Below are 26,189 nucleotides of genomic sequence, written 5' to 3' on the forward strand. Positions count from 1 at the left end.
CTCCCCGCGAATGGAATCGCGGGGAGGCACAACCGATAATTGTGTTTGCAGACTTGCTGCAGCCTACTGCCGTATCAGGCGAGTATGGCCATCGTGGCGAAGTCGATGATGAAGAGGGCGGAGACGATCCAGATGATCGGATGGACCTCCTTGGCCTTCTTCTTGCAGACCATGATGATGCAGTACATGATGAACCCGCCGGCGATGCCGTAGGAGATGGAGTAGGAGAACGCCATGAACACGGCGGCGAAGAATGCCGGAACCGCCTCGGAGAGCTCGTCCCACTTGATCTCCTTGAGGCTGGCGGCCATCATGCAGCCGACCACGACCAGTACGCCTGCGGTCGCCGCCGCAGGAACCGCGGAGATAATCGGGGCGAAGAAGATAGACAGCACGAAGCAGGCGGCAACGACCACGGAGGTCAGGCCGGTGCGGCCACCCGCTCCGATGCCCGCAGCGGACTCGACGTACGTCGTGGTGTTCGAGGTGCCGAAGATCGCGCCGATCGAAGTCGCGATGGAGTCGGAGAAGAGCGCCTTGTCCATCTTGGAGCTGAAGCCGGAGCCGTTCTCCAGCGCCTTCTCGTCAGCCTCGGAGAAGATGCCCGTGCGGCGGCCGGTGCCGATGAAGGTGCCGAGCGTGTCGAAGGTATCGGACATCGAGAACGCGAAGATCGTCACGATGACGAGCGGAAGCCTGGCCGGGTCGGCGAACAGCGCGGGGAAGCCCTTCGAAGTGAAGATCGCGCCGAAGGTCTGCGGCAGCTCGGAGAAGGTCTGGCTGAAGGACTGCATGTTGGCCGTCGTGGTCAATCCCATGGGGATGCCGATGATGGCAGTCGCCGCGATGGAGATGAGCATCGCGCCCTTGATGCCCAGTACGTTGAGCACGATGGCGAGCAACAGGCCGATGAGGAAGAGCCACAGCACCGGCTGGTTCATCGTCGAAAGCGAAGGAACGCCGGATTTGAAGTTGATGAAGCCGACATTGAGCATGCCGACGTAGGCGATGAACAGGCCGATGCCGCCGCCGATCGCATGCTGCAGCGGTTCGGGGATGGCTTCGATGATCATCTTGCGGATCTTGGTGACGGTGATGATGATGTTGATCAGGCCGCACAGGAACACCATGCACATGGTCTCCTGCCAGGAGAATTTCAATCCGAGGCAGACCGTGTACGTGAAGAAGGCGTTGAGGCCCATGCCTGCAGCCTGCGCATACGGGACATTGGCGAACAGGCCCATGACGAGGGTGCCGATAACTGCGGCGATGATGGTCGCCAGGAATACGCCGCCCCAAGGCATGCCTGTCTTGCTCAGGATCTGCGGGTTGACGATGATGATGTAAGACATCGCGAAGAACGTGGTAAGGCCAGCCACGATCTCAGTGGAGACCGTGGTGCCGTTCTCCTTCAAATGGAAGAAATGTTCCATTGCTGCTCTCTGCTCCTTGGTTTGCGCACGGCTGATCCGTGCCGAGGTTACTGCGACTCGTCCGCTCGAAGCGAACAGAAGAGACCATAGCACCGGGAGGAGTCAGATTTATTACATGCAACTGCCAGAGCTTTCCCATGAAGCGGCCGACAGACGGCCCTGTGCCGAGCCGTTAAGCGGGCAGTCCTGCTGAACCCGTAAAGCAGACAGCACGGTGTGCTGTCTGTAGGTGACGAGAGGCCGCCAAGGGGTCGAAGAACGGCGTGCTTTTTTGCGCCGTCAGCCCGTAGACGAGGCGAGCGGCCGTCAAGGCCGCGAAGGACGATGCGAGGCATCGTCGGTCTGCAGCAGCGCGCGACGCACGAGCTCGCGTCACTGGGCGCCGCCTGCCGACGCGTAAGCGGCGTCCGCTGATTGGGCGAGCCGGCTAGGCATCGCGAAGGGCGGGGCAACGCTGCAGCAATAGCATCGTTGCCCCGCCCCTTGACCGTTCTGACAGTTTCGCTATCACCCGAATCTACCGGAGATATAGCGCTCGGCTTCTTCGTTTTGCGGGTTGTTGAACATCGTGGTGGTGTCGGCGAAATAAGTAAGGTGCCCAGGCTGGCCCACGGCCTTGAGATTGAAGAAGGCCGTGTAGTCCGCGATGCGGGCGGCCTGCTGCATGTTGTGGGTCACGATCACGATCGTGTAGTCGTTCTTGAGCTCGTTAATCAGGTCTTCCACGGCCAGGGTCGAAATCGGGTCGAGCGCGGAGCACGGCTCGTCCATGAGCAACACCTGCGGGTGCACGGCCACGGCGCGCGCGATGCACAGGCGCTGCTGCTGGCCGCCGGAAAGCCCTACGCCGGGGTTGCCGAGGCGATCCTTGACCTCGTTCCACAGGTTCGCGCCGCGCAGCGCCCATTCCACCAGATCGTCGGCGTCCGACTTGCTGATCTTGCGGTTGTTGAGCCTGACGCCGGCCAGCACGTTCTCCTTGATCGACATGGTCGGGAAGGGGTTCGCACGCTGGAAAACCATGCCGATGTCGCGCCGCACCTCGACCGGGTCGACGTCCTTGGCGTACAGATCGCGGCCTTCGAGCTTCACCTCGCCTTTGACGTGCGCGCCGGGGATGATCTCGTGCATGCGGTCGAGCGTGCGCAGCACAGTCGATTTGCCGCAGCCGGATGGCCCGATGAACGCGGTGACCTTGTTGGGTTGGATGGCGAGATTGACGTCCTCGACGGCCAGGAAGTCGCCGTAGTAGATGTTGAGGTTCTTGACATCAATGCGTTGTCCCATGAATGTTCCTTTTCGTACGCTTTGCGATCATAGCGCTGCTGTGGCGCCTGAATGGCTGAATACCAAGTCTGAATTCGGCTGCATGAGAGGTTCACCGTTCCGTCTGGACGGCGAAGATCCTGGCGATCAGCCTGCCGAGCAGGTTGAGCACCAGCACGACGAGGATCAGGGTCAGCGCGGCGGCCCACGCCCGCTCCACCGGGATGCTGGTGACGCAGTTCGGCCCGGCCGAGGCAGGGCAGTTGGCTGAAACCTTGCTGTACTCCTGATAGACGTAGACAGGCAAGGTCGTCATCTGGCCGGAGAAGAGATTGAGATTCGTCGACGAGATGAATCCGGCGGTCATCAGCAGCGGCGCGGTTTCGCCAATCACACGGGCGACGGCCAGAATCACGCCTGAGACGATGCCCGGCAGCGCAGTGCGCAGCACGATCTTGGTGATCGTGCGCTGCTTGGTGACGCCGAGCGCATATGAAGCCTCGCGCAGATCGGCGGGAACGACTTTGAGCATCTCCTCGCTCGCCTTGACGACAGTCGGGATCATGAGCAGCGACAGCGCCACCGAGCCTTCGAAACCGTTGATTGTACCCGGACCGAAGGCGATCGTGAACATCGAGTAGGCGAACAGGCCGGCCACGATGGATGGTATGCCGCTCATCACGTCGACGAGCAGCCCGATGGCCTTGGAAAGCCCGCCGTTGTGCGCGTATTCGATCAGGTAGACCGCGCACAGGATGCCGATGGGCACCGAGATGACCATAGCCCCGCCAGTGACCTCAAGCGTGCCGATGATCGCGTGCAGAATGCCGCCGTAACCGCCCGAAGGCGTCGGGTTGCCGCCGATCACGCCGGTCATGTTATATGAGAGGAAATTGAGGTTGAGCCGCTTGACGCCGTTGGCGACGGCGATCCACAGCACCGAGACGAGCGGCGCGAGCGCGACGAGGAAGGCTGCGGAGATCAGCAGGCGCATGAAGAGATCCTTGCGCTTGCGGGCGGCGAGCGCGGAACGCGTCGGCTTGAACTTGTCGAAGTCGATGGCCGGAGCGGTTTCGCCCGGCTGCGATTGGGCTGCTGCCATCAGGCATTCACCTTCCTTGTAATCATGCGCGCAATGTAATTGACGGCGAAGGTGATCACGAACAGAACCAGGCCGGTGCCGATCAATGCCGACACGCCCAGCGGGTTCGCCTCAGGGTATTGCGCGGCGATATTAGCCGCGATGGTCTGGTTTTTCGAGGCCTGCAGGATCTTGATCGAGTAGGTGAATCCTGGCGAGAGAATCATGAGCACGGCCATCGTCTCGCCAAGCGCGCGGCCCAAGCCCAGCATCGACGCGGACACGATGCCCGATCTGCCGAAGGGCAGCACCGCGAGCTTGATCATCTCCCACTTCGTGGCGCCAAGCGCAAGGGCCGCCTCCTGCTGCAACCGCGGGGTCTGCACGAAAATATCGCGCGACATCGAGGTGATGATCGGCAGGATCATGACGGCGAGCACCACGGCGACCGAGGCAACGGTGCGCGAAGGATTGGCGGCCGGCCCGGCGAAGATCGGGATCCAGCCCAGATAGGTCGCGACCCAGTTCCAGAAGGGCCTGATCGCCGGCACCAGCACGATGCCACCCCACAGACCGTAGATGACCGAAGGAATCGCGGCGAGCAGATCGACGACATAGTTGAGCGCCGTGGCCACGCCTTTGGGCGCGTACTGCGAGATGAACAAGGCGATGCCGACGGCGATGAAGAAGGCGATCGCCAGCGCGAGCGCCGCGACGAGCACGGTGCCGAAGACCAGCGGGCCTACATACTGCCAGAAGTTGTGAGCGGTGCCGCCGGTGAACGACTCGATGGTCGCGGCGTTCGCCTTCTGATCCCCCCCGATCAGCGGCCAGGCGCGAAACAGCAGGAACAGTGTCACGGCAGCGAGCGCGACGAGGATCAGGATGCCGCAGGTATAGACGACGGCCTTGAAGACCTGGTCGGCGACTCTTCCGTCGCCATGCGGCTTGATGCCGCCGTTGTGCGAACTCAACGGTTCTCCTTACTTCTCCGCATCGATATGCGCACCCGCCATGGGCCCAGCACCACGATGCTGCGCCCGGCGCGGTTCATGTCCTACTGTAGCAATGTCGGACGCCTGCCGTGCCTCTCGACGGATGCGCGTTGTATTATCGATCAGCTTCGGGTTTGGTCCCGCGCCTACTTGGTGGCGATGGCGTCAATGGAGGCGGTCACCTTCTGGCGCATGGAATCGCTCAGCGGAGCGGAGCCAGCGGCATCGGCGGCGACCTGCTGGCCGTCGGCGCTCACGACATAGGTGAGCCAGGACTTGACGAACTGAGCCGTCTTGGCGTCCTTATAAGCCGGGCATGCAATGTCGTAGGAGACCAGCACGACCGGGTAGGCCCCGGCCTCGGTGGTGGTGTGGTCGAGCTTGACGACCACGCGGTTGGCTTGCGTGGCGGTGCTGTCGAGCGGCGAGGCGTCGACGACCTTCGCCGCGGCTTCGGCCGAATACGGCACATAATCGTCGCCGACCTTGACGGCGGCAGTGCCCAGATCGCCGGCCTTGGATGCATCGGCGTAGCCGATGGTGCCGTCGGCCTGCGAGACGTTGCTGATCACGCCGTCGGTGCCCTTGGCGGCCTGGCCGACCTGATTGGGCCAATTCTCGCCGACTTCGTAGCTCCAGTCGCTGCCCGCGACATCCTTGACATAGCTCAGGAAGTTCTTGGTGGTGCCGGACTTGTCGGAGCGGTGCACGACGGTGATCGCCGTGTCCGGCAGCTGGACGTCCGCGTTCTGGCTCGCGATGGCCGGGTCATTCCACTTGGTGATCTTGCCGTCGAAGATCTTCGCGATCGTCGGGCCGTCCAGGTTCAGATGCTTGCCCTGACCCGAGATGCCCTTGAGGTTGAAGACGATGGCGATCGGGGAGATGTAGACCGGGATGTCGAAGGCGGTGCCTGCGGCGCATACGCTCGAGGACTGCTTGACTTCGTCGGCGCTCAGCGCGGCATCGGATCCGGCCCAAGCGGTCGCGCCAGTCAAGAACGTAGCGACGCCCGCACCGGAACCGGTGGGGTTGTAGGCAATATTGGCGTCGGGGTTCGTCTTCTGGTAGCTGGCGATCCAGGCTTCAACTGCGGATTCCTGCGCGGAGGAGCCGGCGCCTTGGAACGAGCCAGAGATCGTGCTCGTCGAAGCGTTGGACGAGCTGCCTGCACCAGAGTTGCCGGTGTTGTCGCCGCAAGCCGCAAGCGCAGCCATCACAGTCAGGCCGCATCCTACGGCCACGATACGGGTGAGTGCATTCTTTCGCATTTCTTTTTCCCTCATCAAACGGCGGCACATGCCGCCAACGTGCGCGAACCGCCTTCGTGTTGCCACGCCGTCATCCGATTCGCACGGTTTTTCATGACGATTCCAGCGTAAGGCGACTCGCGCGCGCCCGTGGCCGAACTAGGTGAACAGCAGATGAACAGTTGGGAAGCGATGGGGTTGCACGCCCAGCTGCGCGACGTCCCGTACCTGCATGCATATCAATGCTGCGATGGACTATCGATCTTGTAGCCCAGCCCGCGCACTGTCGTCAGGTATTCCGGGCGCGCCGGATTCTCCTCGATCTTGCCGCGGATGCGCTTGACATGCACGTCGAGCGTTTTCGTGTCGCCGACGTAATCCGAGCCCCACACGCGGTCGATGAGCTGGTGGCGCGTCATGACCCGGCCCTTGTTCTGCAAGAGGTATTCAAGCAATTCGAATTCTTTGAGCGGAAAGAACATCTGTTCTCCGCGCACGCTGACTTCGTGCTGGCCCACGTCCATCGCGATGCCGCCACAGGTGAGCATCACCGTATCATCGGCAGCTCCCGCAGCCGTTTCCACGACTTGGTTGCGCCGCAGCACGGCGCGGATGCGCGCCAGCAGCTCGCGGAAGGAATATGGCTTGGTGACATAGTCGTCAGCGCCGATCTCCAGTCCGACCACCTTGTCGATCTCTGCACTTTTCGCCGTCAGCATGATGATCGGGATGTGGCTCTGCTCGCGGATGCGTCGGCACAGCTCGACGCCATCGATGCCGGGCAGCATGAGGTCGAGCAGCACCAGATCGATGCCACCGCGGGTAAACAGCGCCAAACCATCCTCCCCGGTAGCCGCTGCGCTCACCGCGTAGCCTTCCCGCGTGAGCTGGTAGACGAGCGGCTCCCGATAGGATTCCTCATCTTCGACGATAAGAATTCGCGTCATGCCTGATGCCTTCCGTGAGTGGCGGACCATTCCACAAGCAGTTATACAGGTACGCTGGACGATTCGGCCAATCGGACCCATATCCGATTGGCGCAGCCGATCAAGCCATGGCCTCAGCTTCGCCCGACGCAGGATCGTCATTACCAGCAGATGCCGACGGCATCTCGATCGTGAAAGTCGAGCCGATGCCTTCATGAGACCACACGCGCAGCGTGCCGCCGTGCTCTTCGACGCCATGCTTGGCGATCGAAAGGCCCAGCCCCGAGCCTCCTGTGGCGCGCGAACGGGCGGCGTCGACGCGATAGAAACGCTCGAATATGCGCCCCTGCGACTCCTTGGGGATGCCGAGGCCTTGGTCGACGACGCAGATGCGCACCTTGTCCCCAGCGCGGTCAATCGACACAGCGACAGCCCCATGCTCCGGCGAATAGCGGATCGCGTTCTCGACGAGATTCCTGACGGCCGTCGTCAGCGACTCGCGATCGGCCAGCACGTCATAGCGCGTGTCGCCATGCGGATCGTCCGAGGCTGCGTTCGGATCGTCCGGCCGCGTGTCAGCCACGACCGCCAACGGCACCAACCGACGGTCCACGGCGAGACGCACGACGATATCCCTCGCCTGCGCCGCCGTGGCGTTCAGGGCGACCGCCTCGCGTACGGCCGCGAGCGCATCTACCCGCTGCGTGGCCTGCATGGCGCTGATGTCCTGCACACGCTGCAGGTCGATAAGATGGCGCACAAGCTGGGTGAGCCGTTCCGATTCCTTCGTGATTCTCCCGGCGAAATAGCGCACCGCCTCAGGGTCGTCCGCCGCGTCGCCGATCGTTTCCGCGAGCAAGGCAATGGCCCCGGACGGAGTTTTGAGCTCATGGGAGACGTTCGTGACGAAATCGCGACGCACCGCTTCGAAATGCCGCTGCTCGCTGACATCGTCGAGAAACACCGCGTACGAATCATCGTCGATGGCCCCGATGCGCACACGCACATGCATATCCTGCCCGCCGAGGCCTGCTGCGATCTCCCGCTCGCGCAACGAGCCATCGGACGCCACCTGCGCGAGCAAGTCCATGAGTTCGGACTGCATCAGACGGCTGTGTTCGACCAGTCCCAGCTTGGCCGCCCCGGGGCTTACATAGCTGACCAGCCCTTGCGCGCTGCACACGATGAGCGCGTCGGGCATCGTCTCGATCAGCCGCCGGACGACATGGGGGCTGATCGGCTCGTCCGCAGACAGGCCTTGCATCACGCCCCAAGGCAGTGCGGCATCAGGCGAGTCATTTCGGGACCGCAAGGAGGAAACGAGCCATGCGAGCGCGATCGCCACGATGATGGCGATCAGCGCGATGAGGACCACGAGCTGCGCAGAAGTGAAACCGACCATGGCGTCTACCTGTCACAGCCGCTTGGCGATAGTGATGGCGAGGCGGGCGGCGGTATCGGCGAACTCGCTGATGTCGAACTCCTTGAACACCTCATAATCCGTGTCCGCGTTATCGCTCAGCGCCCGGACGACCAGCGCGGGCACGTCGTTGCGCGCGGCGACATGAACCACGGCCGCGCCCTCCATTTCGACGGCGTCGGCGCCGGTCTGCGCAACGACCTGTGCGATTTTCTCGGGCGTGTCGACGAAGTAGTTGCCCGATGCGATAGTACCTGTGATATGCGCGATGCCCAGCTCGTCGAGCGCCTGTTGCGCTATCGCAAGCAGCTTCGGATCGCTGTGGAACTCCTCGGTCTGCGGCTTCCATTGGGCGATGAGGCGCATGTCGCTGTCCAAGTAGCGCAAGGTCCCGCCCAACACAACGTCGTTGATGTGCAACGACTTATTCAGGCTCCCGGCGATGCCCGAGAAGATGATCCCATCAGGCTGATAGACGTCGATCAGGCGCTGCGCGGTCGCCGCCGCGTTCACCAGACCCATGCCGCCTACGGTCGCGGCCACGGCAATAGGTCCGCCGGACCCAGACCACCCATCAGTTGCTGCGGATTCGAGCATGCCGTACGCGACATTCAAACTCGCCCCCTTCTCGTGCCGTAGGTTGCTGAGCGAGGCTGCGATATGCGCAATCTCCTCCTCAAGCGCCCCGATGATGACGATCGTTTTCATAGCTTTGGCGCCCTCTCCTGCCCTGTGGTTTCCGCCCATAGTGTCCAGCCTGCCCCAACCGGTGGCACGTTCACCGCCATCTACGTTCACCGACTGCTCGGGCGAGTCCGCGCAGCAGCTCCTGCGTGTCATTCCAAGAGATGCAGCGGTCGGTGATCGACTTGCCGTACACCAGGCTCTTCAGCGGCGCGGCAGGCTGGTTGCCGCCTTCGATGAAGCTTTCCATCATCACGCCGACGATGCCGCGCTCGCCGGAAGCGATTCGTGCCGCGATATTACGCGCCACCTGTGCCTCACGATGCTCGTCCTTGCCGCAATTGCCATGCGCGCAATCGATGATCAGCCCTTGCGCAGCAGCGCTGTCAGCAGGCATCGTCTTGCGAATGTCGCGCATGGCCTGAGCGACCGAATCGGCGTCGTAATTCGGCCCGTGACTCGAACCGCGAAGCACGACATGGCAATCCGGATTGCCCAGCGTCTCGACGGCGCAAGCGCGGCCCAGATGGTCCACGCCGAAAAACGTATGACACTGCGCTGCGGCGAAGCAGCCGTTGACCGCCGCGTCAACCGATCCGTCCGTGGCATTCTTGAAACCGACCGGCATCGACAGACCGCTGGCCAATTGGCGGTGTATCTGCGATTCAGTATTGCGCGCACCGATCGCCCCCCAGCTCACCGCATCAGCGAGATACTGCGGCGACGTGGGCTCCAGGAACTCCGTGGCGGCAGGCAGACCCTCGTTCAGCACGCCGAGCAGCGTCTTGCGCGCCAGCAGCAATCCTTTGCGGATCTGATGGCTGCCGTCAATATCCGGGTCGTTGATCAGGCCTTTCCAGCCCACGGTGGTACGCGGCTTTTCAAAGTAGACGCGCATGACGATGAGCAGCTCGCCGGACAATTCACGGGCAAGCGCCGACAGTCTGCGCGCGTAATCAAGCGCCGCCGCCGGATCATGCACCGAGCACGGCCCGACGATCACCAGCAGCCGGTCATCTTGGCCGTACAGGCATGCCCGGATCTCGTCGCGCGACGAGGCGACCAAGTCCTGGGCGCTCGGCGGCATCGACAGTTCGCTGAGCACTTGCGCCGGTGTGGGCAGCGGCTCGAGCTCGAGCACACGGCGGTTGATGATCCGGCTGACGCCGGCCTCATCCTCCCAGCGCGGCACATTCGTGACGATCAGCGGGTTTTTGCCTTCCTGCAGCGCAGTGCGGATGGCGCGCAACTCCTCAGGAGTATTCAACGGCTGAGACGTCGGGTCAGACTGCATCGCATTCTCCTTGATTTCAATACTGCTGACAAGGATAAAGCCATGTATGAACGAGAAACGGCCCACACCGCCCTCGAGCCACTCCGAACAGCGCGAACGAAACGAACAGGCACCATGATAGGTTTTGCTCGCCTAAATGGCGGAATCCCAACGGTCAAAGCCTTAATAAGGCGAACATGACCTGTCCGTTTGATTCGCACTACTCTCGAGCCACTCCGAGCAGCGTCCGAGCAGCGCGAATCACAAGGCCCGACGCGAAGCCACCGCATCGGCCAAGGTGCGCAGCAGCTCCTCGGTCCGATTCCACGGCACGCAGGCATCGGTGACCGACTGCCCGTAGACCAGCTGGCTCAACGGAGCCGGCTGCTGATGCCCGCCGACGAGAAAGCTTTCCATCATGACGCCTGATATGCCCGGTTCGCCGGCAGCGATGCGGGACGCGATATGCTCCACGACCTGTGCCTCGCGTGTCTCGTCCTTGCCACAGTTGCCGTGTGCGGCATCGATGACGAGACCATGCTCGCTCGGCCCTGCGGCCTTCGAAGCCTTGAGCGCCGCCATGGCGCCAGCCACGGATCGCGCATCGTAATTCGGCCCGTGACTCGAGCCGCGCAACACCAGATGGCAATCGGGATTGCCCTTGGTCTCCGCCGCGATTACACGCCCGTCAAGATTGATGGACAGGAAATGATGCTCGCAGGATGCCACATAGCACGAATCGGCCGCCGCCGTGACCGAGCCGTCGGTGGAGTTCTTGAAGCCGATCGGCATCGACAGACCGCTCGCTAACTCACGATGGACCTGGCTCTCGGTGTTGCGCGCCCCGATCGCGCCCCAACTGATCAAATCGCATAGGTACTGCGGCGTGATCGGATCGAGCCATTCGGTCGCCGTGGGAAGCCCAAGAGCCAGCACGTCGGTCAGCACTTTGCGCGCGAGCCACATGCCTTTGCGGATGTTGAACCGCCCGTCAAGATCCGGGTCGTTGATCAGGCCTTTCCAGCCGATGGTCGTGCGCGGCTTTTCGAAGTAGACGCGCATCACGACAAGGAGCCGATCATGCAGCTCGCCGTTCACCTTCGCAAGCCGTGCGGCATAGTCATGCGCCGCCTTGGGATCGTGAATCGAGCACGGGCCGACGATCACCAGCAGCCGGTCGTCACGCCCATGCAGCACATCGCGGATCGCTTGGCGCGAGGAAAGTACCAGGTCGCTCATCGTATCGCTCAGCGGCAGCTCTTTCAGGAATGCGCGCGGAGCGGGGATCGGGTCGAGCTGGCGAATGTTCACATCCACCGTTTCGGGGAAGACCGCACGGGCGTCGAAACGCCGTGCGTCCTCGGAACTGTCCGGGCCGCGAAGACCTGCCATCGCCCTGCCTCTCCTTGCCGCCATACATCTCATCGCCACGTCGATAACGAACCTCAGCAGTATATGGGAGACACCCACATATGCGCAACAGGCGGTTGCATGGCGGGATTGCGGCAAGCAGATGCCGGGAACAGCCCCCGGACTTCTGCCCCTGAAGCCCTAACGGCACCTGGCAGCCTTAGCGGCCGCTCACTTCACCTACAGACAGCATGCCGCGCTGCCTGCTTTACGGTTCAGCCGGGCTGTTCCCCTTAAGCCAATGCGCCCAAAACCGGATCAACAATAAAAAAACCACTTCCCCCAACCCACACGAAATACCGGAGAACGGCATAAGCCGCTCTCCGGCGCGTATTGGCCGGGAACAGCCCATCGGGCTGTTCCCCTTAAGCCAATGCGCCCATTGGATCCCAAGCGGGGAGCATTTGGGCGGACTCGGATAGGGCCTGAAGGTATTCTTCGGGGAGCATCGACTTGGGGACGGCGATCTCATAGACATACTCGCTGAACCAATCGTCGCTCATGGTGAAATAGCCCTTGTCAGCGATTTTGTCGCCCCACGAGTTCTCGACGCGCCAACGGCGGGTCGTCGTGCCGTCATCAGCCACGTCGACGCCGCAGAAAGCCATCGCATGGTTCATCGCGGAATCGCCGAAACGCACACGCTGCTCCTTGTCGAGATCAAAATCGAAGCCGTAGACGCTGCCGTACTCGAACAGGTCGGTCGCCCAGGCACCGTTGTCCCGATCCATCATCGGCCCGCAATCCGCGCCGAACCACACAGGAATGCCCTGTTCTGTCATGATCTTGCGCGCGCAATCCTTCATGAACTGGTTGGGGACATTGAGATATTCGGTCGGATCGCCGCCGACGACATTGCCCAGGTGCTCGATGCCGATCTTCTTGCCCTTCGGATGCTCGGCGCGCGGATCGTCGACCAGGCAGACATAGTCCTCGAATCCGGCGTTGATGTACTTGTTCCAGAAATCGACCGGCGTGATCTCGCCGTCCCTGTGGAACGTGCCGTCCTTGTCGGTCCACTCCCAATCAAAGCTCTTCGGCGGCTCGCCCAAGTGAATCGTCAGCATGCGATGCCCGGCGTCGATGCCCTCGTCCACGATCCCGTCGATACGAGAAGGATCGGCGTACATGCGCGCGACCTGGGTGTGCAGCATGGAACGCAGCTTATTGTTCATCCGAGCGGTGTTCGCCGACGACTGCGTCTCCGGGAAGATCGGCTTGGGCACGGCGCCGTATTTCTTGTAGATGTTCATGGCCATCGTCCACTGGCCGCCGTCGCCCATCACATCAGCGAGCAGATGCAGCATCAGCTGGGAATCGGAAGGCTCGCCCGCACGCACCAGTGCTGCCACGTCCTTCAGGAAGTAATTGATGCGTTCCAGCTTGTCGTAATACATCGCATAATTCTGCGACAGCTCGAACTGGTCGAGATCCATCGACTTCTTCGCGATGAACCGCGCCGCATTGAGCGAGCTGAACAGCCAGCAACGCCCTGAATGATTCTGGTTCGTGACCTCGCCGTTGTCGACCGTCACCGAAAAATGACGCTGCAACAGGCGCGAACGATCATAGTTGCGGGCCACCTTGTCGATGCCCGAAGTCGTCACGGCGTTCATAGCCAGACGGTTGGTGGGCGAGGCCTCGAAGCCTTCGCGCAACCTTTCGAGCCGATCAGCGCTCAATGGCGTGATGTCAGTCATATTGCTCCTTCTGCTGATAGTCGCATCAGTGCTGCGCACGGCTCAACCGGCAGCTCCCGCACTGAATCGACCATGGTTGCGGCCCCGAACGCACAGCTGCGTCGGAAGCCGGACGGATGATCCTGTATCAGTGTAATCACAGCCCATGTAAACACCTCGTACACGGCTGTCGACCAGCCCGGCCGACTCGTTCGTCACGCCGGCCGATCCATGCAGAACGCGTCTGCGTTCCCTGAACCCAGTCTGCTACTCCTCCCCATTCCGCTCGGCAGCTTCCGGTCCATTTTCCCTATCAGCAGACGGTTGTAAATCTTCGCCACCAGAAGCCGGAACATCCTCGGCAGCCCCACTATCCGTGTCCGCTTCGCCATCCGCGGCGAAATCTTGCGCTTGGGAATCATCGGCGTCAGCGCCCTGCTCGATTTCGGGCGTGTCCTCGGCATCGTCAGCCGCGATCTCATTCACCACCGGCATGTCGGCGTTCTTGGGACCTTGCACAGGAACGAAATCGAATCCGGAGAACGCGTTCGCGAACAGCGAACGAAGTTCGCTCACCCGTTGCGTGATCCCGGATTCGCGCTCCTGCAATTCCTTGATATGCCTTGAAAGCCCGTCGAGCTCGGATTGGGCGGCCGCACGGCGCTCCTCGATCTGACGGTCAGCATCCTGACCCGCCTTGGCGAGAATCGATGCCGCCTCGGCGTCGGCTTCCTGTCGTTTGGCCGCCGCATAGGCATCAGCCTGTTCACGGGCATCCCTCGCCTGCCCGATGAGCTCGTCCGCCTCCTGCTTGGCCTCGGCGCGGCGCTGCTCCAAGTGGTCGAGCAGCTCGTTGACCTTGGCGGTCGCCTCGTCCTGCTGGGCCGTGATATCGTTGCGAATCTGCTCGGTCTCGGCGTTCACCTTGCCGATCGTCTGCGTGCGCTGCACCTCGGCCTCGTCCACGATCTCACGAGCTTTGGCGTTCGCGGAATCCGTGATCTCCCCGGCCTGCCGCCTGGCCTCGGTCATCATGTGCGACACCTGCTCGCGCACCTCGGCGAGCTTTTTGTTCGCCTCGGCGAGCGCACTTTCGATCTGATCATTCGCCTCGCTCTTGAGCCGTGAGATCTCCTCGTTCGCCGTCTTGCGCTGCTGGGCGACCTCTGCGGTCGCCTGCGCTTTCATATCGGCGATCTCGCGCTCCTGCGTCGCCCGCTCGGACGCGAGCCGCTTGTTATGCTCCTCGCGCGCATTGCTAAGTTCGATCTCCAGAGCGTCACGCTGCTCGGCCACGGTTTTGGCCGTTTGCGACGTGAGCTGGGCTGCGTCATCCTTGGCCGCTTTGCTCAAGGTCTCAGCCTCGCTCTTCGCCTTGCCGACGCTTGCCTCGGATTTCGCCTCGGCATCGTCGAGCATGCGCCGCGCGTCGAGTTTCGCGTTATTGAGCAGGGTCTGCGCCTGCGCCTGCGCGCTGGCCCGCGTGGCTGCGGCATCTTGTTTGGCCCGCTCGAGCAGTTCGCTGCTGGTCTGCTCCGCGGAAGCCAGCATCTGCTGGGCGTTGGCCCCCAACGAAGCGAAGGAATTGCCCTGCGAGGCCTTCTTGGCGTTGTTCTTCTCCTCCTGCAGCTGAGCCTGCAGCTGCAGAATCGTGTCATCGCTGGCTTTCACCTGCTCACGCAGACGGCCCAGCGTTTCACGGGACTGCGCGAACGCCTCATCTACCTGATCCTTATCGTATCCACGCAGGACGGTTTGGAAGCCCTCCACCATATTGTTTCCTTTCGCACCCGGCACGATATGTGCCGAAAACTCACACCCGATTGAACTCTAACGCAAGAATCCGCGGACGCGCCACAGACTCGCCGAATCCACCTAATCCTCAGGCCAGCAGGATATCGCTGGACGACGGCTGGCGGTAATAGCGGATGGCTTCGCGGATCACATCTTGCCCGGCGGCGACCTGCTGGTCCATTGACAGGCCGCGCTGCGCGCGTTGGGACTGCGTGACCATCGGGAAATTGACGAAGCCCGCCAACGTGCGCTGCTGCGACGCCGTCCAATGCAGCAGGCTGTAGAACAGCGAATTGCATACAAAGGTGCCGGCGTCGGAGCTCAACGTGGCGGGAATATCATGCTTGGTGAAATCAGCGAGAATCGAACGCAGCGGCAGCCTCGTCCAATACGCTGCAGGGCCCTGCGCATCGATCGGCTCGCGGCTGGGCAAGGCGTTGTCGGCGTCCGGGCGGCTGGCGTCCATGACATTGGTCGCGCAGCGCTCCAGCAGAATGCCGCGCGCCGCCCGCTTGAGCCCGGTGGCGATGACGATATCGGGCCTGCTCGCCTCGATGGTCGCGAGCAACGACGGCCAGGCATTCGAGAAACTTATGGGAAGCCGGACAGCCGTTATGGACACGTCCACATCGCGCAGCGGGTCGTCATAGTCCCCGCTCTCGGCATGCAGCCCTTTCTCGGCAAGCGTTTCAGGCACTTCGTACGCAGGGTTGACGTCAACGCCCTCGTAAGGGCCGAATCCGGAAATCACCATGCTGATATGTTCCATGAAAATCCAGTCTAGCGTTTGGCGTCTCTATCGAGAACTCACGGACGCGTGAAAGCCGCTTGGCGCAACGTAAGCCAGGCTCGATCGTTCAACGAGCTCCTGCCTAGAGCATCTCGAAAAACGCCGGAGCCAGGCGCAGCGTGCGGCAAGGCCGGCATCGCCATGTCATGCTCGCCGGCGAACGAGTCGCATCAGTCGTCGAATTTTGAGGCAACACGTCCGGCCAGTTGCCCGCCAAGCCGATCGGATACCGGCAGGCGCGGGCCGACCGACGGCTGCGTACGGCGCGCCCAGTGCCGCCCGTCTAACGGCTCAGCACAATCAGGCCGAGCATGCGTCCTTCATGCGCCTTGTTCGCCCGGGAGCTGCGGCGGTGCGAATACCACAGCGGATTCTCGAAAGTGCACATGGGGTGGCGCAGCTTGGCGATGCGCTCGCTCAGCCGCGGGGAATCCTCGTCATCGCGCAAGCACAGCCCGATCAGTTCTTCGTCTTCGCGCAAATACTCAGTCGCGGCGGCCACTCGCGGCCGGGAGTCGATGATGTTGTCGCGCGGAATGCCGGCAGCGGCTAGCTCTTGCAGCGCCGCAGCGGCGAGATCGACGCCTGGTCCTGAAAAACGCGTCAATGAATAGCTGCCCGGGAAATGTGCGTCGAAATCGTCGGCGATCTCGCCGCCGACCTCATAGCAATCCGCACAGATCCGCGGGCCAAGCGTCGCCACGATGTGCTGCGGTTGGGCACCCTTGCTCACCATCAGCCGCACGCATGAGCCGATAACGCCGTTCAGCAGACCGCCCCGGCCGCAATGCGCGGCGCCGATGACGCCATGCTCGGGGTCGGCGAAAAGCACAGGCATGCAATCCGCGGCGAACATGCCAAGGGCAAGGCCCGTGCGGGTGGTGACCTGCGCGTCGGCGCCCAGCGCCGTGGCGGCCGGCCGCACGCCCGAACCGTATTGATCGAGCGAAACGTTGCGCCTGCCCGTGCCGTCATATGATGCAACCGTTCCCGACACATCGATGCCGAAGGCTGCATTGCGCTCGACGTGCTCGTCCATATCGACGGCGATTCCGGAATGAGTCTGACTTACCAAGGAGAGATCGGCGTGCAGCTCCTTGGCCAAGGCGACGCGATTGGCCTCGACCAGCTCTGGGGCCTCCCCGCCTTTGCCGCCGTAATTGCAATTGCCCCAATCGCCTTCGCTCACACCGCCCAGCCGCGTGGTGTACACGACCTTGACGCCAGGCGCAAGATCGATCGGGATGGTGACCGGGATCGGATTGCCCGCGCTGTCGGTCGGCGACATCGCGCTGCTGTCGAGAATCGCATCATCGAATTGCGGGCTGCCGTGCGTGGCGGAAGAGGAATCAGTCATGATACCAATCATGGTATGAAGCCGAGATCACCGCGCTTCGCTGTGCTATGCGCGAATAGCCCTCCGCCCCGACTTCCTGCCTAATTGTCCCGAAGGGGTCGCTTATGTACGCCGGCGTGGGGTGCGCCGTATAAAACGCAACGTTTCAGAGCCTGATCACGTTGCGTTTTATACGGCGGCCTCGTACTACGGTCGAAAAGCGCTGCCGAGCCTCGGCAGCGTCACGACTTCCGCAGCGATTTGAATTTTATGCAGGCTTTATGGTGTTTCAACGTGGACAGACATCACAACACCCGCACCAACGCGTTCAATCGAGGGTGGCGAGCTCCTCGGGCGTGAGCTTCAGATCGCCGGCTTTGAGGCTGTCGAGGATCGTTTCGGGGCGGTGCGCACCCGGGATGACGAAGACGTGGTCGCCCTTGGCCAGCTCCCATGCCAGCACGACCTGCTGGTAGCTGACGCCATGCGACTTGGCCAGTGCGCGGAAAGACTCGAACCGGCTCTCATCCTTGGCTTTGCGGTAGCCTCCCAACGGACTCCAGCAGACGAAGGCGAGGCCGACTTTGGCTGTGTAATCCAGCGTGTCCTGCGTGTCGGTATGGACCGGCGAATACTGGTTCTGCACCGCAATGAGACGGTCGCCGAGGATGGCTCGTGCAATGTCGATCAGCTCGATCGACGTATTGGAGATGCCGGCATATTGGGCGACGCCCTCGTCGAGCAGCTGCTTGATGGCTTCGATGGACTCGTTGTACGGCACCTTGGGGTCCGGACGATGCATGTACAGCAGATCGATCGAATCGACGCCGAGCGCCTGGGCCGAGAGCTTGCCGTTGCGGATCAGGGTCTCCGGCCTGCCGTCGACGTCCCAAGTCGGCTTGCCGTCCGTGAAGTTACGGAAGTGCCCTACCTTGGTGGCGACGCTGACCTCGTCGCGCGGGCCATCCCAGGTTTCGAGCGCCTTGCGCACGAGCTTTTCGCCAGTCTGCTCCTCGCCGCCCGAGCAGTAGTAGGCCCACGCGGTGTCGATATGGCGGCAGCCGGCATCCAACGCAGCGTGGATCGTCTCCAGCCCTTTGGCTTCGCCGAGGTTGTTCTCCAGCGTCAGCGGCATCTCGCCCAAGCCGATCGCGGTCGTGTCATAGGGTCCCAGATTGCGATGCAGCACCATGATGTTCCTTCTTCCAGTGGATTTCCAAATGACGATGGGTATGGGACCCAGTGTAAGCCGGGTGCGTTGCGCGTAAGGCGCAATCACCTCCCGCCGAAGGAGCCGCCGCCCGAACCGCCCCCCGAGCCGCCGAAGCCGCCGGAGGAGAACGATCCGCCCGAGGAGAACGATCCGCCGGATGACGATGGCCGGGCAGCTTGGATGGTACGGCCCAAGTCGGCGAAGCTCGCGGTGAGCTGCGCGCCGATATCGCCCACGTTGGCGCTGAGCACTCCGGGATCGAAACCGGTGAAGCCGCCGCCCGCATTCATCCCGGCGCCGCTGCCGACCATCTGGCCTGCCATCGCACCCCAGAAGAACGGGCGATACTGCCAGTAAAGCAGCGATCCGCCGGCGTTGGCATCCAGCCATTGTGGGTCACTCAGCTCCGGGTATGCCGCAGCGAGTTCCTTGACCGCCAGTTTGGAGATGCCGAATGCGGCGGCATAGACGAGATAGCGGTCCCACAGCACCAAGTCGGCAGGGCCGCGGTCGGTGAAATCGCTGAAATGCTCGAGATAGCGTCTCAGGCCAAGCACCTGGCCGGCCAGACCCTGGCCTTTGCTCGTCAAAGCGGTGCTTTTGGAGCTGAAGATCACGAAGAATCCGCCGAACAGGATCAGACCGCCGGAGATCAGGCCCAATGCCAGCTGGCCGTTTGTCGAGAGCCCGATAAGGTTCGCGAATCCGGCGAGCACCGCCACTACTCCCAGTCCTTTGGCCAAGCCGCCGGAATGGCTGGTCGCTCCAAGCCCGGCGAACTCGTTGTTGACGCTGGTCGTATAGCGGTTCTGGACCTTGTACCCGCTCTCCCATCCTTTGCATGCGGTTTTCATCTCATGCAGATCGAACACCGGGGAGCCGACTCGTTCGGAAGCGGCCTCGAGCAGACGCAGCGCCGCGTTTTCGCTCGCGCTCAGCCGCAGCGAAGCGGGATCGCTTGCGCTCACCGGCATAATCACGATAGTGCTGGTATCGTTCAAGCGCCCGGACGGCTTCTCGCCACTTTGGAACATCGCAGAAAGCTGTGTTGCCGCTGCGCGGCTCATGTCGATGCCGCGATAGTTGCTCGACGCGCCGGGGTAGATAGCGATGGCCTTTTTCGAAGCCAGCGACAGCACCGTGGACGCCATCTGCCTCGACGTCAGCACGCTGGCCGAGACCTTCTGCACGACCGAAAGCATGCGGGCGGCGCTGGCCGGGCTCATATCCGGCGGATCGCGCCAATATTCGATATCGCCGTGGTATTGCGCCTGCCGGTTGCTGCGGACGGAAGCGATGACGCCGCCGATGATCAGCAGCAGCGCCGCGATGCACAGGCCGAGCACGAGCGCGAGCAGCAGGCGGGCGCGGCTCTGCTGCTCACGCCGCCATTGCGTCTCCTGCCGAGTCTCGTCGCGGATGGTCGCCTCTTTCGCCACATCCGGGCTGGTTCTTACGACACCTTGCGACTGGTTGGCGTCGAACATCGAAACCAGGTCGAGGTGCTGACCGTTGCGCACGTCATGCGCCGTGAAATGCAGCGTGCCGTCATTGTCCCGCGAGGTCGTCGAAGCGCCCGAGAAATGGAGCCACGCCCACGAGTTATCCGCATTCACACCATCGGGGAAGCGCACCGTGCCAGTCACGATGCCGATCGGGATCTGATTGCTCCCGCCGAACGGCTCCCACTGGAATTTCGTCACATCGCGGTAGGCGGTCGACACGCCTTCGAAGGTCATGGACACTTCGAATTTCAGGCTGTTCGCCTCCGTGGTGTAAGGGATGTTCCAGCCGATCTCCACAGTTCGGCCCGAGTTTGCGGCAGCGTCGCCTTCGGAGCTGTCGGGCACGTAGGGCTGTGGATCGCCGTCGCCGTCCGTCACGTCGGCGATGTACCAGCTCCTGGCGTATTTCGCGTTCCACGTTGATTCGTCTACGCCTTCAGGCGATTGCGGGTCGATCTTGTTGTAGCTTTCCCCCGTGGTCAGGTTCTTTACGGAGACGCCCGCGATGTTCGTCAGGTTCGAATCCTTGAGCGTGTACTGCTGGTAGAGCTGGCGCCATGGCCGGTCCCCGTCGCGATCCCGCAGCTTCATATCGATGCGCTGCGTGATCTTCAGGTCGCCGTTCTTGAGCACCGTGACCTGGTAATCCAAGCTGCGGTAGCTCTGATCTGGCGAATCGCCGTTCACGAGGAATATCCCGAGCAGCGCCAGCACGCTGACCGCGGCGGCCCCCAGCGCCATGAGCATGGCGCGCACTGCCTGTTTCGCTGTCATGAAATCCTACCTCGGCAATCCTGTAGCATGGCGCTGGCAGCCCTCGGACGATTCGTCTTCCTGCGTCCAGCAACCCTGGTATGGCAACGTCCTTCCCACCCGGCTCGCCGCGTTCAGAACTTGACCTGAGGCACCTGCCGCGCGGTTTCGTCGGCCTGGAAGTACTGCGCCTGCGTGAAACGGAACATTGAGGCGATGACGTTGCTCGGCACCGTCTCGATCGTGGTGTTGTACTTGAGCACAACGTCGTTGTAGAACTGGCGCGCATAGGCGATCTTTTGTTCGAGCGCGCTCAGCTGGCCTTGCAAGTCCATGAAGTTCTGGTTGGCCTGCAGCTGCGGATAGGCCTCGGCGGTCGCCTGCAGATTGATCAGCGTGCGCGAGAGCGCATTCTCCGCGTCGGCGCGGTCGGCGGTCGTGGCATTGGGATCGACGGCCACCGCCATGGCCCTGGCGCGGGCTTGCGTCACTTGGGTGAAGACCTCGGACTCATGCGTAGCGTAGCCCTTGACCGTCTCCACGAGATTGGGGATCAGATCCGAGCGCTGCTTGAGCTGCACATCGATCTGCGCCCAGCCGTTGCTGACCCGGTTGCGCAAGGCTATCAGCCCGTTGTACGCGCCGACGCCCCAAAGCACCAAGCCGACGATCAGCACAATGACAATGATGAGGATAATCCAACCGATGCTCATATTCGCTCCTTTACGTGTATTCGTCCCTCTATTCTCGCAAGAGGTACGGATTGGACGGCCGATCACGATGCGTTGACCAGGCTCGCTGCCGTTCCTCTCGTTGCCCGGCCTGCATTACAGCCTTCCTGCTGGCTACGCTCATGCACGCCGCTGGCGGCTGCCTTGTTGCTTGCCGTGATCGCACTTGACGAGCACGCCACCCGGCTCGTTGCATTGACGCGATACACTGGGCGGCATGACGATTCCGGACGAACCCAGGCGGCGTGAACTGCGCATAGGCGTGCTCGACAATGACTGCCTCGCGCTGGAATGCATCGTTTCGATGCTGGTTCGCCTCAACAATCTCGGCGGCCGCAAGTTCGACGTCTGGTCGAGCGACAACTCGGCCAAGGGTATTCAGGAATGCCGCTTCGGCGCGAAGGCGACGGATATCATGTTTATCGACATGGCGCTCAACGGGCTGACTGGTTCGCAGGTGACCAAGGAGATCCGCAAGCATGCGCCGGGAACCGGCGTCATCGGCATCACCTCGTATCAGCCTGAACTGTATATCAAGGATATGCAGGCGGCCGGCGCGCAGGCCCTGCTGGACAAAAGCACGCTGAAATCGACGCTCGCCGAGGCGATCGACGCCGTCTCCCAAGGCCGGCCATTCCCCCAGGGCTCCGGTTTCGCCGCCGTGTACGAAGACCCGCCGGCGGCCTTCGGCACCGATCCGCTGCGTATGCATCTGACCAACACCGAACAACAGATCATCACATTGAGCCTGACGCGCAAAAGCACCAGGGAAATCGCCACCGAGCTGAATATCTCCGTAGACACCGTCTTCTCACACCGGCGCAACATCAAGAACAAATTCCGCTCGGGCACTTGGTACGATGCGCTCGACCGCTGCCGCGAACTGCATATCGTCTAGGGCAGGCATCGCATGACACATATGCCGCATATGCCGCGCGCGCCGAAGCTGTTGCAGCTGTCACAGCCCACATGGATCGCCAGACTGTCCCGGCATTTCGCCCATCCCTATATTTCACTGCTCGCAGCGATTCTAGGCGGATTCACGCTTTTCGAAAGCGCATATTCTTTGATCGTCAGTCCATTCGATGCGTTCGACCTGCTGCTGCTGGCAGCACGCATTGCGGCGATCGTTGCCTTCGTGGCGCGACCCGCCTACGGCGCTTGGCTTATCGTGGTATCGGTTCTTCTTGATTCGCTCACCCCGAATCCCACTCCGGCTACTATGCTGATCAACGCGCTGGTGGCCGTGGCAACGCAGGGATTCTTGAATATGGCGCTCGGTGGCGTACTCAGTCTGTTGCTGATAGTGGTTCTCGGGTTTGGACTGACGATAGGATTTGATTCCGACATGGGGAACGGCGGCATCGTCTCATTTGCCGTGTTCATCTTCATCTCCTATGGCATTGGCATCCTGACGAATGTCAATGGACGGCATCGAGCCCAAGAGCAGCAGAATCTGCTTCTTCGCCATAATGCGCTTATTGCGCAGCGCCTGCATGATTACACGACCAATGACATGAACAACATCATCATGCTCGTGGATTTGGTGCAAGGCGGCAGTTCGCGGCATAATCCGGCCGAAACGCTGCGGCTGGTACGCGAGAATGCGGTCAATGCACTGGCGCAGACACGTCAGGCGATTCTCACCCTGCGCAGCGACGGAGTGGAATATCCGCAGATCGATTGGATGAATCACGACGGCCTTCTTCCTTCCTCCGATCTCAATGCCCGGCTCACCCAGCTCATCGACGAGCAGCAGGAGATCCTGGATTCGCTCGGCTTCCAGGGAACTGTGCTCATGCCTACGCCCATGCCGAATGCGACGCAAATTCGCTCACTGCTCATCGAGGCACTTGTCAAGGAGCTCTTCGGCAACATCGCGCAGCATGCCGCTCCAGCCGGTGGTTACACAATGACGATCGGGGCGAATGACGACGATTGCGAGATCGGCCTTTCAGACACGCCACTCGGCGCCATGACCTCTCCTGCGCAGGCCGCGGCAGGAACGGGAACCGGCATGGCAACTTACCACGCCACTATCACCTCCATAGGCGGCAGCTGGAATGTCGAAGAAGGCGAAAGCAGCTGGACGCTGAGCGCGAGGATCCCGTGGAGCAATACGGCAGAGCTGGCGAACGCGCACGGCCGTGCACCCGAACCTGGGCGGGCAAGGCCATAATCAAACAGACAACTGCATAGTTGCGCTAGCCGCCGCACAGGCAAGGATGCCGTTCATCTGCATCTTTCGGCAGGAAAGCATCTCAACGACCGGCGATTTCAATATCTAGGCGCCCGCAACGGGATCAACGCCGGCACCAAGTATGTTGCATAGCCACGCCATCCATGGCTGGCATTTCCTGGCCCGCGGATCGACAGCCTGATAACCGGTAGCGATCTGATCGGCGAAAGCCGGCACAGGCATCAATGCGGCGCATAACGACATCGCGACAACCCTGCAGACTGCAACAGTGCACGCCCGCCGTATGAGTCCATGCGATGTCCCCGCATCCATGCTCTTGCCCATGAGTCTTCCCTCCAACACATTCGACAATTGCCTAATTGTTCCCTTCGCTGATCAATCTGCAATATCATCTGCAGGAAACTGCAGATTTTGCCTCGCGATCGGCGTGTCGCAGTCGGAGCGGTGTCACTTACGGCATCCGTATGCCTAGAGCATAAAGATTGCGGACAATGCATACAGCAATGCCGGGCACAGTTCGGTGTGCCCGGCATTGCCTGCGTTATGTGAGATGAACGCCTAGCTCAGGCTCGGTCCGCGGTCTTTGCAGCCTTGGCAGCTCTTGCAGCAGCTTTGGCGGCCTTTTCCTCAGCCTTGACCTGTTCGATGAACTCGGCGTGCTTGACGCCGGGCAGCCAACCCTTGTTCACTACCTTGACCTGCCAAACCCAGGCCACAGCAAAGAGGATGACGGCGAAGACGAACAGCACGATGGCGCCGCCCACCGGACCCAGATGCACCAGATTGCCGACGACAATGCCATACCAGCCGAAGTCCGCATCGCCGAAGGTCGAATTGGACAGGCCGAAGCTGCCCATGACGGTCATCAAAGCCGCCGGCAGGAAAGTGATGAGCATGCCGTTGATGAACGCTCCCGCGATGGCGCCGACACGGCCGCCGGTCGCATTGCCGAACACGCCGGCACCGCCGCCATCGAAGAAGTGCGGCACCATGCCGGGCAGGATCAACGCAACGCCCCACACCGGCCCGAGCCATACCGCGATAATGCCCAATGCCACCAATCCGCCGACGAAGCTGGAAAGGAAGCCGATCAGGGATGCATTCGCGCCATAGGGGAATACGATCGGGATGTCGAGCGCAGGCTTGGCACCAGGCACGACTTTGTTCGCGATGCCTTGGAAGGCCGGGACGAGCTCGCCCAAGATGATGCGCACGCCGTAGAGGATGATGCTTACGCCGATGCCGAACTGCAAGGCCTGCGCGAACGCGGCCATGAAGAAGGAGCCATAGTTGTCCGGGTTGGACGCGAAGATCTTGAACGCCGTCTCGGCCGGCAGCACAATCGCGCCCCAGACGGAGAAGACCAAGTACAAAATGACCATGAGCAGTGTGGTAGAGACCATGGAGTCGCGCAGGAAGCTCAGGCCCTTGGGGAAGTTGATGTCCTCGGTGGACTTCGACTTCTTGCCGGCGGCGGCGCCGACCGCGCCGGAAACAATGTAGCCCAGCGTGTTGAAGTGGCCGATCGAGAGCTTGTCGCTGCCGGTCACGCGGTTCATGAACGGCTGTGCGAAGGCCGGCATCACGACCATGATGACGCCCATGAGCACCGAGCCGAGCAGCACGACGAGCCACTGGTCCTTCAGGCCGAAGGACAGCACGATGGCGAGCATCATCGACATGAACACCATATGATGGCCGGTGAGGAACACATACTTGAGCGGCGTGAATCTGGCGGCCAGCAGCATGATGATGAAGCTGAGCACGATGATATAGGCCGAAGCCGAGCCGAATTGGCTGGAAGCCTGGCCGACGATGACCTCATTGGTCGGCACGACGCCGTGAGCGCCGGTCGACTTGAGCACGAGCTCGCCGAAGGGTGCGAGCGCGGCGGTGACGACCGTGGCGCCGGCACCGAGGATCAGGTAGCCCATGGCGGCTTTCAGCGCGCCCGACACGACTTGGCCAGCGCTGCGCTTAAGGGCGATGAGGCCCACTGCGGCGACGATGCCAATGAGATAGGCGGGAACGTTCAAGATCTCTTTGCTGATGAAATTCAGCACGAGCATGAAGACATTCATGATTCCTTTGTGTTGTAATTGTGGGGTTATGCCGCATCATCGCGGCATATGGATCGGTCTCGTAGGACACAGCGACTGCGTCAGTCGGAGTACTTCTCCAGGATGGTTTTGATTTCGTCGGTGTCCATGAAATTGGCTACGACCTCGACCGGGGTGGTGGTGCCTTCAAGCTCTGGCGCCAATTCCGCGGAGGTGAGCACGAGGTCGCTCATATTCGCGGTGCCTTTGGCGCTGCCGGCATCGGATGTCGTGACAGTGACGTCCATGCCCAGATCCGAGGCAACGGATTCGGTATTGATCTTCAGCAGCACCGACGTGCCGATGCCGTTGCCGCATACGCATAGGATGTTCATAGTTGCTCAATTCTCT

The 26,189-nt window shown here is 61.8% G+C and carries 21 protein-coding genes; 2 read left to right on the forward strand and 19 right to left on the reverse strand.

What is annotated here, in order from left to right:
- Positions 1-74: 74 nt before the first annotated feature.
- The 17 genes from LKG04_RS07075 to LKG04_RS07155 all read right to left on the reverse strand — a co-directional run bounded on the left by LKG04_RS07075 (position 75) and on the right by LKG04_RS07155 (position 21,521).
- Complete coding sequence (locus LKG04_RS07075) at positions 75-1,433, reverse strand: NCS2 family permease (protein WP_291760092.1); 1,359 nt, start codon at positions 1,431-1,433, stop codon at positions 75-77.
- A 507-nt stretch (positions 1,434-1,940) separates the two neighbouring features.
- Complete coding sequence (gene pstB, locus LKG04_RS07080; protein ID WP_291760094.1) at positions 1,941-2,720, reverse strand: phosphate ABC transporter ATP-binding protein PstB; 780 nt, start codon at positions 2,718-2,720, stop codon at positions 1,941-1,943.
- A gap of 91 nt (positions 2,721-2,811) precedes the next feature.
- The gene (pstA, locus tag LKG04_RS07085) at positions 2,812-3,801 is read right to left on the reverse strand and encodes a phosphate ABC transporter permease PstA (protein ID WP_291760097.1); all 990 of its coding nucleotides are present in this window, start codon (positions 3,799-3,801) and stop codon (positions 2,812-2,814) included.
- A complete protein-coding gene (pstC, locus tag LKG04_RS07090; protein ID WP_291760100.1) occupies positions 3,801-4,754 on the reverse strand; it encodes a phosphate ABC transporter permease subunit PstC in 954 nt (317 codons plus the stop codon). Before pstC ends, pstA begins: the two co-directional genes overlap by 1 nt.
- 167 nt (positions 4,755-4,921) lie before the next feature.
- A complete protein-coding gene (pstS, locus tag LKG04_RS07095) occupies positions 4,922-6,046 on the reverse strand; it encodes a phosphate ABC transporter substrate-binding protein PstS (protein WP_291760102.1) in 1,125 nt (374 codons plus the stop codon).
- 218 nt (positions 6,047-6,264) lie between these two features.
- Positions 6,265-6,972 carry a response regulator transcription factor gene (locus tag LKG04_RS07100; RefSeq protein ID WP_291760105.1) on the reverse strand — a complete coding sequence of 236 codons (708 nt, stop codon included), beginning with the start codon at positions 6,970-6,972 and terminating at the stop codon, positions 6,265-6,267.
- 100 nt (positions 6,973-7,072) lie between these two features.
- A complete protein-coding gene (locus LKG04_RS07105) occupies positions 7,073-8,353 on the reverse strand; it encodes a sensor histidine kinase (RefSeq protein ID WP_291760108.1) in 1,281 nt (426 codons plus the stop codon).
- A 12-nt stretch (positions 8,354-8,365) separates the two neighbouring features.
- Positions 8,366-9,079 carry a 5'-methylthioadenosine/S-adenosylhomocysteine nucleosidase gene (mtnN, locus tag LKG04_RS07110; protein WP_291760278.1) on the reverse strand — a complete coding sequence of 238 codons (714 nt, stop codon included), beginning with the start codon at positions 9,077-9,079 and terminating at the stop codon, positions 8,366-8,368.
- Between the two features lie 70 nt (positions 9,080-9,149).
- Positions 9,150-10,349 (reverse strand): 3-deoxy-7-phosphoheptulonate synthase, encoded by a 1,200-nt coding sequence (locus LKG04_RS07115; protein ID WP_291760111.1) that lies wholly within the window; start codon positions 10,347-10,349, stop codon positions 9,150-9,152.
- 240 nt (positions 10,350-10,589) lie between these two features.
- Positions 10,590-11,720, reverse strand: coding sequence for a 3-deoxy-7-phosphoheptulonate synthase (locus tag LKG04_RS07120; RefSeq protein WP_291760114.1), 1,131 nt, complete (start codon positions 11,718-11,720; stop codon positions 10,590-10,592).
- Positions 11,721-12,103: 383 nt separating this feature from the next.
- On the reverse strand, positions 12,104-13,438 hold the full coding sequence (locus LKG04_RS07125) for a C1 family peptidase (RefSeq protein ID WP_291760117.1): 1,335 nt from the start codon (positions 13,436-13,438) through the stop codon (positions 12,104-12,106).
- A 246-nt stretch (positions 13,439-13,684) separates the two neighbouring features.
- Positions 13,685-15,190, reverse strand: coding sequence for a cell division protein (locus LKG04_RS07130; protein ID WP_291760120.1), 1,506 nt, complete (start codon positions 15,188-15,190; stop codon positions 13,685-13,687).
- A gap of 109 nt (positions 15,191-15,299) precedes the next feature.
- The gene (locus LKG04_RS07135) at positions 15,300-15,980 is read right to left on the reverse strand and encodes a pyroglutamyl-peptidase I (RefSeq protein ID WP_291760122.1); all 681 of its coding nucleotides are present in this window, start codon (positions 15,978-15,980) and stop codon (positions 15,300-15,302) included.
- A 304-nt stretch (positions 15,981-16,284) separates the two neighbouring features.
- The gene (locus tag LKG04_RS07140) at positions 16,285-17,358 is read right to left on the reverse strand and encodes a polyphenol oxidase family protein (RefSeq protein ID WP_291760123.1); all 1,074 of its coding nucleotides are present in this window, start codon (positions 17,356-17,358) and stop codon (positions 16,285-16,287) included.
- A gap of 307 nt (positions 17,359-17,665) precedes the next feature.
- Positions 17,666-18,529 (reverse strand): aldo/keto reductase, encoded by an 864-nt coding sequence (locus tag LKG04_RS07145; protein WP_291760124.1) that lies wholly within the window; start codon positions 18,527-18,529, stop codon positions 17,666-17,668.
- 83 nt (positions 18,530-18,612) lie between these two features.
- A complete protein-coding gene (locus tag LKG04_RS07150) occupies positions 18,613-20,829 on the reverse strand; it encodes a DUF2207 domain-containing protein (protein ID WP_291760127.1) in 2,217 nt (738 codons plus the stop codon).
- Positions 20,830-20,942: 113 nt separating this feature from the next.
- Entirely contained in the window at positions 20,943-21,521 is a 579-nt protein-coding gene (locus LKG04_RS07155; RefSeq protein WP_291760130.1) for a LemA family protein, read from the reverse strand.
- Between the two features lie 235 nt (positions 21,522-21,756).
- On the opposite strand from LKG04_RS07155, the gene LKG04_RS07160 reads away from it, so the two are divergent.
- Together LKG04_RS07160 and LKG04_RS07165 are read left to right on the forward strand one after the other, a co-directional pair.
- On the forward strand, positions 21,757-22,437 hold the full coding sequence (locus LKG04_RS07160; RefSeq protein WP_291760133.1) for a response regulator: 681 nt from the start codon (positions 21,757-21,759) through the stop codon (positions 22,435-22,437).
- A 12-nt stretch (positions 22,438-22,449) separates the two neighbouring features.
- A complete protein-coding gene (locus LKG04_RS07165; RefSeq protein WP_291760135.1) occupies positions 22,450-23,718 on the forward strand; it encodes a histidine kinase in 1,269 nt (422 codons plus the stop codon).
- A gap of 584 nt (positions 23,719-24,302) precedes the next feature.
- Here LKG04_RS07165 and LKG04_RS07170 read toward each other — a convergent pair.
- Positions 24,303-25,820 (reverse strand): PTS ascorbate transporter subunit IIC, encoded by a 1,518-nt coding sequence (locus LKG04_RS07170; RefSeq protein WP_291760137.1) that lies wholly within the window; start codon positions 25,818-25,820, stop codon positions 24,303-24,305.
- Between the two features lie 80 nt (positions 25,821-25,900).
- A complete protein-coding gene (locus LKG04_RS07175) occupies positions 25,901-26,173 on the reverse strand; it encodes a PTS sugar transporter subunit IIB (RefSeq protein ID WP_291760139.1) in 273 nt (90 codons plus the stop codon).
- Positions 26,174-26,189: the final 16 nt, after the last annotated feature.

The sequence above is a fragment of the Bifidobacterium sp. genome (assembly GCF_022640935.1).
GTDB lineage: Bacteria > Actinomycetota > Actinomycetes > Actinomycetales > Bifidobacteriaceae > Bifidobacterium.